17 protein-coding genes are annotated in these 15,675 nt (G+C 53.4%); 14 read left to right on the forward strand and 3 right to left on the reverse strand.

Annotation, left to right across the window (positions count from 1 at the left end):
- Positions 1–21 precede the first annotated feature (21 nt).
- Positions 22–1,494: an HD domain-containing protein gene (locus ABA45_RS09770; protein ID WP_048385714.1), complete on the forward strand. Its 1,473-nt coding sequence runs from the start codon at positions 22–24 to the stop codon at positions 1,492–1,494.
- Here ABA45_RS09770 and ABA45_RS09775 read toward each other — a convergent pair.
- Positions 1,469–2,545, reverse strand: a complete 1,077-nt coding sequence (locus tag ABA45_RS09775; protein ID WP_048385716.1) for an NAD(P)/FAD-dependent oxidoreductase — start codon at positions 2,543–2,545, stop codon at positions 1,469–1,471. The genes ABA45_RS09770 and ABA45_RS09775 overlap by 26 nt on opposite strands.
- 40 nt (positions 2,546–2,585) lie before the next feature.
- On the opposite strand from ABA45_RS09775, the gene ABA45_RS09780 reads away from it, so the two are divergent.
- The 10 genes from ABA45_RS09780 to ABA45_RS09825 all read left to right on the forward strand — a co-directional run bounded on the left by ABA45_RS09780 (position 2,586) and on the right by ABA45_RS09825 (position 11,241).
- Positions 2,586–3,542 (forward strand): acyl-CoA desaturase, encoded by a 957-nt coding sequence (locus ABA45_RS09780; protein WP_048385718.1) that lies wholly within the window; start codon positions 2,586–2,588, stop codon positions 3,540–3,542.
- Positions 3,539–4,006 (forward strand): nuclear transport factor 2 family protein, encoded by a 468-nt coding sequence (locus tag ABA45_RS09785; RefSeq protein WP_048385720.1) that lies wholly within the window; start codon positions 3,539–3,541, stop codon positions 4,004–4,006. Before ABA45_RS09780 ends, ABA45_RS09785 begins: the two co-directional genes overlap by 4 nt.
- The gene (locus ABA45_RS09790; RefSeq protein WP_048385722.1) at positions 4,003–4,797 is read left to right on the forward strand and encodes an SDR family NAD(P)-dependent oxidoreductase; all 795 of its coding nucleotides are present in this window, start codon (positions 4,003–4,005) and stop codon (positions 4,795–4,797) included. The genes ABA45_RS09785 and ABA45_RS09790 overlap by 4 nt, the downstream gene beginning before the upstream one ends.
- A gap of 33 nt (positions 4,798–4,830) precedes the next feature.
- Positions 4,831–6,096 carry an NAD(P)/FAD-dependent oxidoreductase gene (locus tag ABA45_RS09795; protein ID WP_048385724.1) on the forward strand — a complete coding sequence of 422 codons (1,266 nt, stop codon included), beginning with the start codon at positions 4,831–4,833 and terminating at the stop codon, positions 6,094–6,096.
- A gap of 87 nt (positions 6,097–6,183) precedes the next feature.
- Positions 6,184–7,077: a DUF1365 domain-containing protein gene (locus ABA45_RS09800; protein ID WP_048385725.1), complete on the forward strand. Its 894-nt coding sequence runs from the start codon at positions 6,184–6,186 to the stop codon at positions 7,075–7,077.
- Entirely contained in the window at positions 7,065–8,348 is a 1,284-nt protein-coding gene (locus tag ABA45_RS09805; protein ID WP_048385727.1) for an SAM-dependent methyltransferase, read from the forward strand. Before ABA45_RS09800 ends, ABA45_RS09805 begins: the two co-directional genes overlap by 13 nt.
- On the forward strand, positions 8,345–8,866 hold the full coding sequence (locus ABA45_RS09810; protein WP_048385730.1) for a DUF2878 domain-containing protein: 522 nt from the start codon (positions 8,345–8,347) through the stop codon (positions 8,864–8,866). Before ABA45_RS09805 ends, ABA45_RS09810 begins: the two co-directional genes overlap by 4 nt.
- Positions 8,863–9,672: a hypothetical protein gene (locus ABA45_RS09815; RefSeq protein WP_048385732.1), complete on the forward strand. Its 810-nt coding sequence runs from the start codon at positions 8,863–8,865 to the stop codon at positions 9,670–9,672. The genes ABA45_RS09810 and ABA45_RS09815 overlap by 4 nt, the downstream gene beginning before the upstream one ends.
- A gap of 90 nt (positions 9,673–9,762) precedes the next feature.
- Positions 9,763–10,575 carry an exodeoxyribonuclease III gene (xthA, locus tag ABA45_RS09820; RefSeq protein WP_048385733.1) on the forward strand — a complete coding sequence of 271 codons (813 nt, stop codon included), beginning with the start codon at positions 9,763–9,765 and terminating at the stop codon, positions 10,573–10,575.
- Positions 10,576–10,611: 36 nt separating this feature from the next.
- Complete coding sequence (locus ABA45_RS09825; protein ID WP_048385735.1) at positions 10,612–11,241, forward strand: TetR/AcrR family transcriptional regulator; 630 nt, start codon at positions 10,612–10,614, stop codon at positions 11,239–11,241.
- Positions 11,242–11,264: 23 nt separating this feature from the next.
- Here the strand turns inward: ABA45_RS09825 and ABA45_RS09830 are convergent, their stop codons facing one another.
- Complete coding sequence (locus ABA45_RS09830) at positions 11,265–11,717, reverse strand: phasin family protein (RefSeq protein ID WP_048385739.1); 453 nt, start codon at positions 11,715–11,717, stop codon at positions 11,265–11,267.
- A gap of 201 nt (positions 11,718–11,918) precedes the next feature.
- On the opposite strand from ABA45_RS09830, the gene ABA45_RS09835 reads away from it, so the two are divergent.
- From ABA45_RS09835 to ABA45_RS09845, 3 genes are all read left to right on the forward strand, one after another.
- Complete coding sequence (locus tag ABA45_RS09835) at positions 11,919–12,350, forward strand: TIGR01244 family sulfur transferase (protein WP_048388932.1); 432 nt, start codon at positions 11,919–11,921, stop codon at positions 12,348–12,350.
- Positions 12,351–12,398: 48 nt separating this feature from the next.
- Entirely contained in the window at positions 12,399–13,514 is a 1,116-nt protein-coding gene (hemH, locus tag ABA45_RS09840; protein ID WP_048385742.1) for a ferrochelatase, read from the forward strand.
- 119 nt (positions 13,515–13,633) lie between these two features.
- Positions 13,634–14,836 carry an esterase/lipase family protein gene (locus ABA45_RS09845; protein WP_048385745.1) on the forward strand — a complete coding sequence of 401 codons (1,203 nt, stop codon included), beginning with the start codon at positions 13,634–13,636 and terminating at the stop codon, positions 14,834–14,836.
- Positions 14,837–14,914: 78 nt separating this feature from the next.
- Here ABA45_RS09845 and ABA45_RS09850 read toward each other — a convergent pair whose 3' ends face one another.
- The gene (locus ABA45_RS09850; RefSeq protein WP_048385746.1) at positions 14,915–15,673 is read right to left on the reverse strand and encodes an IclR family transcriptional regulator; all 759 of its coding nucleotides are present in this window, start codon (positions 15,671–15,673) and stop codon (positions 14,915–14,917) included.
- Between the last annotated feature and the right edge of the window lie 2 nt (positions 15,674–15,675).

Below are 15,675 nucleotides of genomic sequence, written 5' to 3' on the forward strand. Positions count from 1 at the left end.
CAATTTTAGGGAAAGCCGATTATGAGGCGCGCCGTAAACGACTTGCTCGGAGCCTACGACAAACTGATTATGGATCCGGTTCACGGGGCCATTCCCCTGTACCGTCATGAAATAGAGGTGATAGACCACCCACTGTTCCAGCGCCTGCGCAATATCTGCCAGAACGACATTCTCAGCCTGGTGTTTCCCGGCGCCACCCACTCGCGATTCTTACACAGCATTGGTGTGATGCACGTGGGCACACGCATGTTCCGTGCGATGATCGACGCCTATCTGCGCGAGCGCCAACTCAGTGAACAAACCGACCTGAACCTGAGCCAACTTGACGCTATCGACTATCTAGCCAAGACCATTCGCTTGGGCTGCCTGCTTCACGACAGCGGTCACTCCAGCTTTTCTCACCAGTTCACCCAAGCTCGGCACATTCGCGAACTGATGTCGCGGCCAGGAAGATTTGAGGATTTGTGGGCCGATGTGGACTTTCGTCAGTACCACCCGCAGCCACCGGAGGAACTGGAGCACGAGCATTATTCCGTGCGCGTGGCGCACGATGTTCTGAGCGCAATAGATTTGGCCGCCGCCGGGCTGAACGCGGTCGACGTTATTGGCATTATGGAAACCACAGAAGTAAAGCCAAGCCCTACTTTCTGCAAGCACGCAGTGACTTTTTGGGAATTTATCGCCGGGGCTGATGCTCACGGCGGTGCCATTGTGGAAAACGATATTCCAGGAATGGTCATGAACTTGCTGTCGTCTATCGTATCCGGCGAAATCGATGCTGACAGAGCCGATTACATGCTGCGAGATGGTTTTCACTCGTCTGTCACCATTGGCGGCTTTAATCTGGACCACCTGTTGAGCAACCTGCGCTTTGGCTGGAACCCCCATGAGCCGTGGCTAGGACTGGCCATCACCCAGAAGGGCTTGGGCGCACTGGAGGATTTCGTTTACAGCCGTTATCAGATGTATCGCAAGGTGTATGCCCACAAAACAGCGCTGGGTTTTGACTGGCTGCTGCGCGAGGCCATCAACGAAGTATTGGATGATGAAGAAAGTTTCCACTGGATTGATACATGTCTGAGCAATATGCAGTGGTTTGCGGAGCTAACGGACAACTTCTTTTGGGAAGCGTTTCGTAAAGTGGCGCGACGCCAGCCAGAAAGCTTTTCATTCTGCATCGTGAACCGGGTAAAACTGCAACACTTGGATACCCGGGAAGATCTGAACCCAGACGCCATCGCCCAACACAGCCACTGGCTGGCCGGGCAGCTGGCGCTAAACCCGGCCAATGTGGTGACCTGTTCGATGTATACACGTTTTTCCAATATTCAGGATAATTTCAACGGCATAAAGGTGCTTATGCGCAACCCCGTCAACCGACGCAGGTCGCTGCAGAAAATCACCGACGTCAGCGCTTTTTTCAGTAAGTTTGGCGACGGCATCATCACCCATTTTTACACGCGGCCGTTTACGCCTGCTCCGATCCACCGATAGCATCCACCAGGCCCACGGCGCTGTTGTAGGCGCCTTCTATGCGCCCACCTGCCAGCCAATCACCGGCCAGCCCAAGTTGCTCGCTGGCAAACCAGAGGTGGCCAGGCTGAGGTTCGCCACCGGCATCCGAACGGGCGTAAAGCCAGCGGTGGGTTAAGGTTTCAAGCGCCGGTTCAGCGTTACCGCTCAGTTCGGCAAAAGCCGCTATTAAGGCGTCTACCACTTGCTGGGGGTCGTCATCTACGTGGGCATTTGTCCACTCGGGAGTTGCATGCAGCACCCACCAATGGCCCGCAGCAGGTTCATCAGATGCGTTCTCGCGACCCGGCTTGCTGGTGTTATCCGCTACCCAGAACAGGGGTGAATTGGCGACTCGGGCACCCTGGAAGCGCGGCCAGGGGTTAGTGCTGAACTTCACTGCTACCGCCCAACACGGTAAAATCTGTGCCACCGCCGTGTTCAGTTCGATGGCAAGTTGCGCCGCGCTACTGTCTGCCAGCAGCTCACGAGCCTGAGCCGGCGGTGCGGTGATAATAACTTGGTCAAATGCGCCCAGATTCTGGCCATCAGCGTCCTGCAGATGCCATTTTTTTACCTGCGAGTCACGGTGTAGCCTTGCTACCCGGGTCTGCGCCTGAACATTCAAGCCTGCAGACAAGCCTCGGGTAATGGCGGTCATTCTGGGTGCACCGACGTAACGTTGCTCGGTGGGAAACTCTGACCAGTCGCCGTTATCCTGCTGATAGCCAAGCAGCCCGTGCCAGGGAACAACAGTTTGCTCGCCGGCATGCCGACGTAGAAACGGCAGAAAATCCGGATTCCGCGTTGTAAAGTACTGGCCGCCCATGTCCACTGATGTGCCGGCCACCCGTTTTGTAGACATCCGGCCACCGGGGCCACGGCTTTTCTCGAAAAGGGTCACAGTGTGCCCTTGAGCCTTGAGCAAAACGCCTGCGGTCAAGCCCGCCACGCCTGAACCAACAATGGCAACAGAACGTATAGTGTCGTTAATAGTGCTCACGGTTTCGTCAGAAGAGTTGTTCTGGTACATAGTGGTGCAATTTCCATCAGTAATTAAAGGCTTAAAGGGTATGACCCCAGTTCGACATTGGTTACTAAATATCGTTCGATGGTTTGATTCCGACGCAGGCGCGGACAACCTCGACAGTGATTCACGGGCGTTCAACCTAGTCCGCGTTATACCATTTATTGCCCTGCACCTGTCATGCCTCCTAGTATATTTTACCGGCACCAGCACTTTTGCTGTGATGTTTGCACTGGCGTTTTTCTGGATACGGATGTTTGCGATTACTGGATTTTATCACCGCTATTTTGCCCACAAAACGTTTAAAACAAGCAGAACTACCCAATTTATTTTCGGGGTCTTAGGCGCCAGTTCTGCGCAACGCGGGCCCCTTTGGTGGGCGGCACATCATCGTCATCATCACCAGCATTCAGACCAAGAGCAAGACTTGCACTCGCCCCAGCAAGGCGGTTTTTGGTGGGCACACGCAGGATGGTTCACGTGTGACGCCGGTTTTGTTATGAACGAACGGAAAGTGCGCGATTGGTTGAAATTCCCCGAGTTGCGCTTTATTAATAGGTTCGACGCTTTGGTGCCGGCCATCGCGGCACTGATGATTTACGCAGTAGGTGAAGGCTTGGCAGCTTGGGCGCCCGGGCTGGGAACGAATGGCTTCCAGTTATTAGTTTGGGGCTTTTTCATCTCTACTGTGGTGCTGTTTCACGCTACGGTGTCCATCAACTCGCTGTCGCATGTGTGGGGCAAGCGACGTTTCGAAACCGGAGACGACAGCCGCAATAACTTCTGGCTGGCATTGCTTACTTTGGGTGAGGGTTGGCATAACAACCACCATCGCTGGCCGCAGTCTGTTCGCCAAGGTTTTCGCTGGTACGAAATCGACATTACCTGGTATGGCCTGTGGTTACTGGCCCGGTTGGGTATTATTTGGGATCTGAACCCAATTCCGAAAAGCGTTCAGGAAGAAACTCGCAAGTTGGATTCCATTAGGAGAATGCAGTCATGACCATCGCGTCAACAATCGAGGTGGACTCACAATATGCGGCCACGCCTCACGTTGTTAATCGCTTTCGAGAGTTGTTTAACACATTGGACAAAGGCAACCTGAACAAGCTAGCCGGAGTTTATGCTGAGCACATCCACTTCAAAGATCCTCTGAGCGAAGTTCGTGGTCTGGATGAGCTGACTCGTTATTTTGCGGGCTCGTATCAGAACGTCATCGCCTCCCACTTTGTATTTGGTCGAGAAGTCGTTGACGAAGGCACCGTTACCCTTCCCTGGACTATGTATCTGCGCCACAAGCGCATCAATGGGCGCAGAGAAATTCAAGTAGAAGGCATCAGCCATTTACACATTGACTGTGGCAAAGTTAATTATCATCGCGATTACTTCGATGCCGGCCAGATGCTCTATGAAAATTTGCCACTGCTGGGCGGTATTATTCGCAAGATCAAGGAACACGCCGGATGAAAAAGGTGCTTCAAAAAAGCAGTAATATCTGGCTTACAGGCGCAAGCTCCGGCATTGGCGAGGCACTAACCCGTGCGCTTGTGGCCGACGGCCATAAGTTGGTACTCACCGGCCGTCGCCCGGAGCCCCTGCAAAGCCTACAACAGTTGGCTTCAGACCGTATCAGTGTGGCTACCGCTGACACCACCAGTAGCGATGACCTGGTGATAATTGCGCCAGTTTTAGAAAGCCACGGCCCGCTAAACATGGCCATTTTGAACGCGGGCACCTGTGACTATGTCGACATTGCTAACTACAGCAGCGACGTTATTGGTAACAACATCATAACCAATGTGATGGGTACTGCCCGCAGTCTGGACATCGCATTGCCAGCGCTGCGACGGGCTCGCGCCGCAGGCGAACCAGCGACTCTGGTCATCGTCAGCTCGTCAGCCTGGTGGCTGCCGTTCACACGGGCGGAAGGCTATGGTGCTTCCAAGGCGGCCCTCAGCTATTTGGGCCATTGCCTTCGAGCCGATTTGGCACCAGAGGGTATTGATGTTGTCGTGGTATCGCCTGGATTTGTGAAAACGCCCCTGACCGACCTCAATGACTTTCCCATGCCCTTTATTGTGACCGCCGAAGAAGCCGCTGAGCGCATTGTCAGCGGCTTGAAGAAAGGCCATCGTGATATTGCCTTCCCCAAACGGTTCACTTGGGCCATGAAGCTCTTGGGCGCAATGCCACAACCGGTTGTTGACCGAATGGCAGCCGCCATGGCGCGGCAATCAGCCGCTAACGCTTCCAAATAACCTGACACAATCTCGGCATAAGGCGAATATTGAATGAGTTTTCAGCGTCAGCGAATTGCTGTCATTGGTGCCGGAGTGTCCGGCCTCACAGCAGCCTGGCTGCTGGCAGAGCACCACGATATCGAAATTTTCGAGGCAGCGGATTACGCTGGAGGTCACACCAATACCGAACAAGTCCCCTCGGGCGGTCGATTCTGGCCGGTAAACACCGGATTTATTGTCTACAACGACTGGACCTATCCGAACTTTATCAAGCTGATGGATCGATTAGGGGTAGCGTCAGAAGTCAGCGACATGAGTTTCAGTGTCGACAGTCGCCGCACGGGCCTTCAGTACAACGGCACGAACCTGAACACTCTGTTTGCCCAGCGCCGCAATCTGTTAAACCCTCGATTCCTGAAAATGATTCGCGAAATTTTGCGTTTCAACAAGGAAACCCAGCAGCAGTTGGCCGATCAAAGCATCGACGACAGCGAAACCCTGAGTAGCTACCTGGACCGCAACGGCTACTCGGCATACTTCCGACAGTTCTACATCGTGCCTATGGGGTCCGCTATTTGGTCGGCGCCCGAGGTGGTACTTGAGCGGTTCCCGATACGCTTCTTTCTGCAATTTTTCAGCAATCACGGCATGTTGTCGGTTGATGACCGGCCAACCTGGCGGGTGATAACCGGCGGTTCTGCACAATATGTGGGCAAAATGATGGACCGCCTGGACGGCCGACTACGGTTGAATAGCCCGGTGCAGCAAGTGAAACGTGACGCAGACGGCGTTACCGTGGTGCGCGCAGGCGAAGAGCAACGTTTTGACCAAGTTGTGTTTGCCTGCCACAGCAACCAGGCGCTGGCCATGCTGGCGCAGCCCACCGACGCTGAACAACAAATCCTTGGCGCCATCGCGTACCAGAATAACGATGTGGTATTGCACACAGACGCCAGTGTGCTGCCATCGAATCGCCGGGCTTGGGCGGCATGGAACTATCTGATCCCCGCGAGTAGTCACGAGCCGGTGTCGGTAACCTACAACATGAATGTTCTGCAGAATTTCCACAGCGCGGAAGAGACGTTTTGCGTTACCCTGAATCGTAGCCACGACATAGCGCCCGACAAGATCATTAAAAAGTTTGAGTATGCTCATCCGGTGTTCACCCTGGAGGCTGTCGCGGCGCAAAAACGCTACGATGACATCGGTAACCAGAACCGCAGCCACTTCTGCGGTGCCTACTGGTTCAACGGTTTCCACGAAGACGGCGTAAACAGTGCGTTGCGGGTAACTCGCGCCTTTGGTGTAGAGCTCTAGCCATGCGCAGTATCCTGAACAGTCATTACCTGGATAGTCACTATTTAAAGAGTACCTATCTAAAGAGTACCTACTTGAAGAATAACTATGAGCAGTAATTGGCTGGAAGGCAGCATACGCCACCGGCGTCAACATCCAGTTCAACACGAATTCAGCTACCACACCGGTATGCTGGCGCTGGACGTCGACAACTGGCAGTTAGCCACCACGGTTAGCCCATTGTTTTCTGTGGAACGGTTTAACTGGCTGTCGTTATACCGGAAAGACTACTTTAGGCCAGACCACGGCCGTCTGGGTCTGGCGCTGCGGGACTACGTTTGTGAGGCGACAGGCTGGACCCCCGATGGCAAAATCGAGCTGATCACCCACCCGCGCTACGTTGGTCATGTGTTCAATCCGGTAAGCTTCTATTTCTGCTACGCCAAGGGTGATACCGCTGAAACCGGCGCGGTACCACGGGTCATTATCGCGCAGATTACCAATACGCCCTGGCATGAACGCCACGCCTACTGCCTCGAAACCGTCGGCCATCCCCCTAACAATGCCGGCTGGCGTAGCGAGCTATTCGAGTTCGAAAAACGCTTCCACGTGTCACCCTTCAACGGCATGCATCAGAATTACCGCTGGACCTTCAGCTTTCGTGGACCGCAATTGCGTGTTCACATGAGTGTGATGGAAGAGAATACCCGTCAATTCGATGCCACCCTAGTGGTCCAACGCAAGCCGCTCAGTCGTAAGGTATTGCATGACAGTTTACGCCAGTTTCCGCTGGAAGCGCTTAAAGTCAGCGTCGGAATATATTGGCATGCGCTGAAACTAAAACTGAAAGGTGCACCTTTTTACACCCATCCGGACAAGTTGGATTCCAACGATCCGGCGTTCAGGCTGGGGCAAGAGGATTGCGGCTTGGATCTTGTGCCAGAGCAGTCGAATGCACGATCCCAAGGGTCAAGTGGAAAGGTAAGCTCATGGAGAATATGAATACGCCCTCAGCGGTTTCGGCGAAAATAACATCCGCTCTGCGGCCCTCTCCTATTGCTAGCCGAGTGGCGCGTTCGCTGGTAATGCAGCAGCTGATGCGCTTACAACAAGGCACACTGGTTATTCGTGAAGCCGGCGCCAGCGATGTCACCGTAGGGGATGGCAACAGTGCCTACCCCACTGCCGAGTTGGTCATCCATAATCACAGTACGTGGCGCGACTTACTCACCGGCGGCAGTATTGGGGCGGCTGAAGCCTTCGTGGCCGGCGACTGGAGCTCCCCTAATCTGGTGTACCTGCTGCGTTTTTTCAGCCGCAACATTGATTTGATGAACAGGTTTGAAGATCGTTTCAGCTGGGTAACGAAGCCCACCCTGAAGGGATTGCACTGGCTTAATCGCAATACTCCCGAAGGATCGCGTAAAAACATCAGTGCCCATTACGACCTCGGCAATGACCTTTTCGAGCTGTTTTTAGACCCATCCTTGATGTATTCATCGGCTATCTATCAAACACCGGAAAGTACTCTTGACGAAGCGTCGACCTACAAACTCGATGTTATCTGCCGCAAGCTGAAGCTCAAGCCTGGCGACCAAGTCCTTGAAATCGGTACTGGTTGGGGCGGTTTCGCTATCCACGCTGCCAAGCATTATGGCTGCCACGTGACCACCACCACCATTTCGGCTGAACAATTGGCACTTGCAACACAAAGGGTCGAAGCGGAAGGCCTTCAAGACTGCATCACATTGTTATTTGATGATTACCGCGACTTGAGCGGCCAGTACGACAAACTGGTGTCTATCGAAATGATTGAAGCCGTTGGCCCGCAGTTTTTGCCCAGTTATTTCGGCCAAATCAGCCAGTTGTTAAAACCTGACGGCCTTGCGCTGATACAGGCCATCAACATGCCGGAGCAGCGTTACCAGCGAGCCTTGAAGAACGTTGATTTCATTCAGCGCTATATCTTTCCCGGCAGCTTCATTCCCTCTTTTGGAGCCATGGTGGGAGCGGTGCGCGAGCAAACAGACCTGGTGCTTGCCCACGTTGAAGACTTGGGATTTCATTACGCCCGTACTCTTGACGACTGGTGTCAACGCTTTCAGGCTCACAGCCAAAATCTTCACCAACGAGGCTATGACGACGCATTCCAGCGCCTTTGGCACTTCTATTTTGCGTATTGCGAAGCGGGGTTTAGTGAACGAGCTATCGGCGTAGCACAAATTGTTATGGCGAAACCCGGCAGCAAGCACGCGCCCATACACAGCGTATGATTTCTTCAAAAACCTATCGCAACATCCTGAATTTCGTCATGTTCGAGCTTGGTTGGCTTGCCTGCGTTTTGCTCTCGCAGACCTGGGCGCTGATCATTGTGGCGGTGTTCTTGTTGGTGCATTTTGTTCTGGTCAGTCAGTACAAAATGGACGAACTGAAATTTATTGTTATAGGTACTCTGGCAGGTTCTTTACTGGATGGCCTTTGGCTGCGCACCGGCATTCTTGCCGACACCAGTGGCGCTGCCATCACAACGCCGCTCTGGCTGGTTGCGCTTTGGGCAATCTTTATGACCTCACTTAACCATTCCCTGAAGTGGCTGGGCAGCAACCGGCTGCTGATGTTGCTGATAGTGCCCATTGCCGGGCCTTTTGCCTACTGGTCCGCCAGCGCACTTGGAGCCGTTACCCTCCCTAATTTGCTGCCGTCTTTACTGGCATTAGCTGTGGGGTGGTTGGTGTTTTTTCCGGCTCTGTTGTCTCTGCGCGACTTTCTGTACCCAAGGCTTGCGCGATGAACGCCCGTAAAGGCAAGTCAAAACCTGGCTGGAGTGTGACTACTGCCCTCGCCGCAACGCTGGCGTGGGCGCCTGCGATAGCCGACGCCGGCGCTGAGTTCCACTTTACCGGCAGCGCTCGCCCCTTGGACAGCGCAAACGCTGGCAGCGAGCTTTACCGCGAACAACATGTAATACAGGGAGTCTGCCGCGGCAATCAGTTCAAACCGCAGAGCCACAGGGTTGAATATTTTGACGCCAGTTCTGATGCCCCGTTCGCTTTCAAACAGCTTCGCTATGACCGCGACAACCAGCCTAGCCTGCTGCGCCCTGACGTGGAGTTCGTTCAACCCCGATTCAACGAGCGCCTGACGGTCGGCTATGATTCAGGGAGTATTGCCATCGAATGGCAATCACCCGCCCAAGAACTCGAGCAGTTTCGTTTGGACAGCAATAACAGCTTGGTGGTAGATTCCGGTTTTGACAATCTGGTCCGGCAAAACTGGCAAACTGTGATTGAGGGCGGTTCTGTAAACTTCGAGTTTCTGGCGCCAACCCGCGGCAGCTATTATGGTTTTGTGCTGGAACCGGCCGACAGTAAGAGCGACAACGACCGCATTCGCGCCGATCATCTGATTCAGATTCGCCCAACCAGCCTGTTTCTACGATTGATAGTGGAACCTATTTTACTGGGCTATAACCAGCAAGGTGCGCTGACCCATTATTCCGGCCTGGCCAATATCCGTTTCAACCCGCAAGAAAATATTCAAGCGGATATCGTCTACAGCGTAACTGAGTATCCCCCCTGTCCGCTGCTGGCACCGTAGACCATTCCCAATGGCGACAACCAAGCCCCATTCCCTCACCCTTTCAATGTGTTAAACTTAGGCTAAACTTGTGTCGGAGAACCGTCCCCCATGATGTTTGTGTCGTTCAACGTTAACAGCATTCGTATCCGCCTACATCAGCTTGCCGCTGTTATTGAGCAGCTGGAACCGGATTTTATTGGTTTACAGGAAACAAAAGTCAGCGATGAAGATTTTCCGCTGGCAGACATTGAAGCGATGGGTTACCACGTGCATTTCCACGGCCAAAAAACCCATTACGGCGTGGCGCTTATGTCAAAAATGGCGCCGGACAAGGTCTATAAAGGCTTTCCTGACGACCTGGACAACGCCCAGCACCGACTGATTACCGCAGACTTTATTGTGAATGGTGAAACCCTGACCGTGATCAACGGCTATTTTCCCCAGGGCGAAAGTCGCGATCACCCGGTGAAGTTTCCAGCAAAGCAGAAGTTCTATGCAGATCTGATGAGCTATCTGGATGAGTTGAAGCTGCGCGATACCAAAGTGGTGGTGATGGGCGATGTGAACATTTCCCCGACTGATAAAGATATCGGCATTGGCGCGGATAACGCCAAACGTTGGTTGCGTAGCGGTAAATGCAGTTTTCTGCCCGAGGAGCGCCAATGGCTGGGTGAGGTTGAAAGCCGTGGTTATACCGATGTATTTCGCCACCTTCACCCCAACGAGGCGGATACGTTCAGCTGGTTTGATTACCGCAGCAAAGGGTTCGATCGCGAGCCAAAACGCGGGCTGCGCATTGACTTGATAATGGCCAGTGACAACTTGCTGCCCCAAGCGAAAAGCGCTGGCGTCAGCTATGATGTTCGGGCTATGGATCGCCCTTCTGATCATGCTCCGGTATGGGCCAGATTCACGCTCTGATTCTTTCTTCGTCAACCAGGGAGGTGGTCGCGCGTTATGGCAAAGATCAAAACTCGCGATCGCATTCTCGATACCAGCCTGGCGTTGTTCAACGCCTTGGGTGAGCCGAATGTAACCACGCTGCTGATATCCGATGAACTGGACATCAGCCCGGGTAACCTCTACTACCACTTCAACAACAAAAGCAACATTGTCAGTGAACTGTTTGAAAGCTTCGAGCTTCAGATGCACGACCTGCTGACAGTGCCTGATGACGTCAGCATAAGCCTGGACCAGCAAAATTTCTTTTTGCACCTGTTGTTCGAAGCGGTAGCCCGCTACCGTTTTCTGTATCAGGATCTTGTCAATGTGCTGTCGCGCCATCCTCGGCTACAGCCAAAATTTCGCAAAATATTGAAGCTGAAAAACACCGCGTTCCACACCATCTGCACCAGCTTCAGCGCCCAGGGGTTTATGACCATCGGCACCGAAGAGTTAGCGACTTTATGTGACCAGTTAACGCTAACCACTTGCTACTGGAGCAGTTTTGATACGCTTTCACATCTCGATGACCGTAATGCGGTGGACCCTGGTCGCGGCGTATACCAGACCATGTGCCTGATGTTGCCTTACCTGGCAGCAGAGGAAAAAGAGCAGGCATTGCTGATCAGCAGAAGTTATCTATAAAACATTGGGCTCTGGTGAGAGTGTCACTCTTCCTCATTATAGCCAGGCGTTAATTTCTTAAAACGATCGAGTTCAGCTTCCAGGCGTTCTACCCGCTTTTGCAAGCTCATGATATCTTCCTGCCGATATATTCCCAGGCGACGCAGAGCGCCGGATACCCGCTGATCGAACAAATGCTCTAATTTATCCCAGGTGCCAGTGGCGCGCTCGCGTACGCCCTCTACCCGATCTTCCACCGACTTCAGTTGCTTCTCAACCACACCGCGGGTGCGGTTTTCCATCTGCTCGCCTTCCTGGACCAGGCGTTCGAAAAAACGACCGGTATCTTCTTCGGCCTTGTTGAAGGCGCCTAGCCCTGCCAACCAGATCTGTCGTGCCGAATCCTTTATTTTGCCCGGCAGTTGGGCATCGGAATCCTTTAATTTGTCCGGCAGTTGGGCATCCGCATCCGTATTTTTGTCGTGCTCATCAGTCATCGAAAAACCTCCAGGCAGGCGCCGAAGCGCGAGTTACAGCAATAGACCAATTGTATTACAGGCGGCGCCCGATTGCAGTCTAGTGTCCCGTCTGGCTAATCCGTAAGCCTACTGCTTGGCGCTGCGGCTTTCTTTTGCATGTTCGCCACGGTATGCGATTATGGCCACCTGTTTTCAAAATCGATTCCGGGAGATAAAGCCGTGGACCTCAGAAAAATTGATGATCGTATTTCAGTAACACCGCAGATCCAGATAGCCGACCTACCCGCCATCGCCAGCCTGGGCTTCAAAACGCTGGTCGCCAATCGCCCGGATAACGAGGAACCTGGCCAACCACTTATGGCGGGTATCGAAGAAGCCGCACGTGAACATGGTCTGCAGTGGGTATATATGCCGGTGGCCTCTGACAACATCAGCGATGATGACGTGGAACGCTTCGGCGCAATGATCCGCACAGCCGACGCTCCCGTACTGGCTTTCTGCCGTTCCGGAACTCGATGCACTGTTCTGTGGGCGCTCAGCTCGGCTGGTGAGACCCCGGCAAAGGAAATATTCGAAAAGGCCCAAAGCGCTGGTTACAACATCAGCGGAATTGCGTCGCGGTTGGCTCAGCAGGCTCAGAAAAAGAGCTAATAAGCCGACATCCCCCCACTCGAACAGGCAATCAGTCAGGATTCATTCATGCAATTCAAAGGCTCCGAAAACTTCCGCCACAGCCAGCCGGAACGCTTGGGCGTGCTGGTTACAAATTTGGGAACACCCGATGCCCCAACCGCCTCGGCGCTGCGGCGTTATCTAGGGGAATTTCTGTGGGACCCTCGCGTAGTAGAAGTGCCCCGACCTTTATGGTGGTTGATTTTGCACGGCGTCATCCTGCGCATTCGCCCGTCACGCAGTGCCAAGGCCTACGCCGGTGTGTGGCAGCCAGAAGGCTCGCCGTTAATGATACACACAGCCAACCAGGCGAACGCCATTCGCGAAGAGCTCAAAGCCCGTTATGGCGACAATGTGGTGGTGGAGTTTGCCATGCGCTATGGCAACCCATCCGTGACCAGCGCACTGGACGACATGCAACGGCAGGGCGTGCGTAAGATGCTGGTACTGCCGCTGTACCCGCAATACTCCGCGTCTACCTCAGCTTCCACTTTTGACGCCATTGCCCAGGATTTTGCCAAGCGCCGCTGGCTGCCAGATTTTCGATTTATCTCTCACTACCACGATTTTCCGCCGTACATCGAGGCCATGGCTGAGCTTATCGAAGCCCATTGGGTTGAGCACGGGCGCAAACAAAAGCTGATGCTGTCTTACCACGGCGTGCCGAAAAAATACTTGACCAAGGGCGACCCTTACCACTGCGAATGCCACAAGACATCGCGCTTGCTGGCTGAGCGTCTGGGCTTGGCAAAAGACGAATACATGACCACCTTCCAGTCCAGATTTGGCCGTGAAGAATGGTTGAAGCCCTATACCGACGAAACTCTGAAGTCACTTCCCGACCAAGGTGTCAAATCAGTGGATGTATTCTGCCCTGGGTTTTCTTCAGATTGTCTGGAAACGGTAGAAGAAATCGACGAAGAAAACCGCGAGTATTTTATGGAATCCGGCGGTGAGGCATTTAATTACATTGCGGCATTGAACGCAACGCAGGGACACATTGATGCGCTGGTCGCCCTGATCGAGCAGAATATTGAAGGCTGGCAAATACCGTTGAACAATCCGCAACATCTGGCTGAGCGTCAGGCCCTGGCCGATGCGCAGCAGGCAACGGTGTATCCCCACGAAACCGCAAAACTGTAGCAGTTTGCGCAGGGCTTCCGCTGTACCCGGGGACAGATTTCAAATCTGTCCCCTTATTAATCTGTCCCCGTCATTTTACCTGTGTCAGAATCTTGAGCCTATGCTAAGAGGCCAACACCATGGTATCCGTCAAATCGCTACACGGCTCAGCCCAACTGCTTCTGGATGTGGCTGGTGGCGTTACCCGCATAGCCGAACGGACACATCGAACCATTGTCCGGGAGATAAACCCGTTAAACCGGCTGCGTGACATTGCAGGAGTGCCCTCTAAGGAACGGGAAGGCCAAACATATCGGTTTATTCAGTCAACCATGTCTTCATTGCAACAAGGCTTGCATCGATCCCTTGACGGGTTCTCGGCGGATGACGAACCCACACACTCGGTACACAGCGAGAAAGTCGCAGCTGCGTTGAACGGTGTCTGTGGTGATCACCTCGAAGCCAGTAACAATCCCCTCGCGATTACCATGCACTTCAGAAATAGCCAGGGCGCAAAACTAAGACCTGACTCAAGCAGCATGGGCGCCACGTTTCCCAACGCTGGCCCGCGTATTGTGGTACTGGTTCACGGCTTATGCTTGTCACACGAGTACTGGAAAGGCCACAACGAAGCAGACTTGGGTATCGAGCTGCAGCGAGCCCATGGCTTTACACCGCTTTATCTCAACTACAACACGGGCCGGCATATTTCTAGTAACGGCAGGGAGTTAAGCGAACAACTTCAGATATTAGTTGATACTTGGCCGGTCAACGTCGAAGAGCTGCTTCTGATTGGCCACAGCATGGGCGGGCTAGTTATCCGCAGCGCCTGCTGGTATGGCAGCGAGCCGAAATTACCCTGGACCCAATTGGTCAAAAAAGCGCTTTACCTGGGATCACCCCATCACGGCGCCGCACTGGCCAAAGCCGGACATTTACTCACCTTCGTCATGCACAAGTTCCGCTACGCCAGCCCCTTTGCGCTTGCGCAACACACCAGCGCCGGTATCAAAGACCTTCGATATGGCAATTTGCTTGACGATGACTGGGAAGGTATCGATCAGGATGAGTTTCACCTCGACATACGCAAACCGGTCCCGCTGCTAGCAGGCACCAGGCACTACTTCCTGGCCGCCACCATTGGCGATCACCCAACAGACTTTTCCAGCACCCTGGTGGGAGACCTTCTGGTGCGGCTGGATAGCGCAAAAGGGCATCATTCTGATGCTTTGAAAAAATTGCGAATCCGCCCGGAGGACTGCCGGGTATTCGAAAAACTGAATCATCTGGCGCTGCTCGACAACAAAGTCGTGCATGACCAAATAGTGGAGTGGCTGGTTTAATTAAACAGCGACGAACTGGCCTCACTTGTAGACAGATTTTAAATCTGTCTACAATTTTTTAAAGCTCATTATGCCTGTTTATACGCCACCTAATCTGCGCATAATCTTTTTGGCAGTCAATTTTAGCTGACTTAACAGGATCTCCTGGTCACCCGGAGAGCTCATCACCGGATCTGGCCCACTGATGTTTATAGCCGCAATCACCTGGCCAGTAAAATTGCGCAGGGGCACAGCCAGCGCCGTGGAGTAATCCGAATAGTGCATATTCCAGCCCTGGCTGTGCTCTTTTTCGCACAATGTGAGTAGCTCCGGCATGGTTTTCGGTGCAGGTTTGGGGTAACCATCCAAACGCTGGCCCTGAAACAAGCTTTGTAAGTCCGCCGGCGACATGCCCATCAGCAAAGCCCGCCCCATCGCCGTAGTATGCAACGGAAATCGTGTACCTACCGGCACATTTACAGATACCCGCTGCAAGGCAAGCGCACGAAATACGTAAAGCACCTCTACGCCATCGCGAATACCGATGTGGCTGGACAAACTGGTATTGTCACGCAATTCTGTAATCAGCGGTGCTGCGACCTCAACAATTTCTCGGCTGCCCAAATAACTGAAACCGCGGGAAACAACCTGTGAGCCCAGGGTATAGGTGTTGGTTCCGATTTTGTTCAAATACCCCATCGCCGTCAGTGTTTGCACGATCCGGTACAACGAACTACTGGATACTTCCAGACGTTGAGCCATTTCAACCTGGCTCAGCGTGCGACATTGACTGTCAAACATTTCAAGAATCTTAAGCCCTTTCTGCAGAGCCGGCACCGTATAGTCCTTGGCACTCACTG

Source organism: Marinobacter psychrophilus, assembly GCF_001043175.1.
In the GTDB taxonomy this organism is placed as follows: Bacteria; Pseudomonadota; Gammaproteobacteria; order Pseudomonadales; family Oleiphilaceae; genus Marinobacter; species Marinobacter psychrophilus.

Coding starts and splice junctions, on each gene's coding strand:
- ABA45_RS09845 (WP_048385745.1), top strand. CDS start 13,634: ATGGTATCCGTCAAATCGCTACACGGCTCAGCCCAACTGCTTCTGGAT.
- ABA45_RS09775 (WP_048385716.1), bottom strand. CDS start 2,545: ATGTACCAGAACAACTCTTCTGACGAAACCGTGAGCACTATTAACGAC.
- ABA45_RS09800 (WP_048385725.1), top strand. CDS start 6,184: ATGAGCAGTAATTGGCTGGAAGGCAGCATACGCCACCGGCGTCAACAT.
- xthA (WP_048385733.1), top strand. CDS start 9,763: ATGATGTTTGTGTCGTTCAACGTTAACAGCATTCGTATCCGCCTACAT.
- ABA45_RS09830 (WP_048385739.1), bottom strand. CDS start 11,717: ATGACTGATGAGCACGACAAAAATACGGATGCGGATGCCCAACTGCCG.
- ABA45_RS09770 (WP_048385714.1), top strand. CDS start 22: ATGAGGCGCGCCGTAAACGACTTGCTCGGAGCCTACGACAAACTGATT.
- ABA45_RS09815 (WP_048385732.1), top strand. CDS start 8,863: ATGAACGCCCGTAAAGGCAAGTCAAAACCTGGCTGGAGTGTGACTACT.
- hemH (WP_048385742.1), top strand. CDS start 12,399: ATGCAATTCAAAGGCTCCGAAAACTTCCGCCACAGCCAGCCGGAACGC.
- ABA45_RS09805 (WP_048385727.1), top strand. CDS start 7,065: ATGGAGAATATGAATACGCCCTCAGCGGTTTCGGCGAAAATAACATCC.
- ABA45_RS09810 (WP_048385730.1), top strand. CDS start 8,345: ATGATTTCTTCAAAAACCTATCGCAACATCCTGAATTTCGTCATGTTC.
- ABA45_RS09795 (WP_048385724.1), top strand. CDS start 4,831: ATGAGTTTTCAGCGTCAGCGAATTGCTGTCATTGGTGCCGGAGTGTCC.
- ABA45_RS09780 (WP_048385718.1), top strand. CDS start 2,586: ATGACCCCAGTTCGACATTGGTTACTAAATATCGTTCGATGGTTTGAT.
- ABA45_RS09825 (WP_048385735.1), top strand. CDS start 10,612: ATGGCAAAGATCAAAACTCGCGATCGCATTCTCGATACCAGCCTGGCG.
- ABA45_RS09790 (WP_048385722.1), top strand. CDS start 4,003: ATGAAAAAGGTGCTTCAAAAAAGCAGTAATATCTGGCTTACAGGCGCA.
- ABA45_RS09785 (WP_048385720.1), top strand. CDS start 3,539: ATGACCATCGCGTCAACAATCGAGGTGGACTCACAATATGCGGCCACG.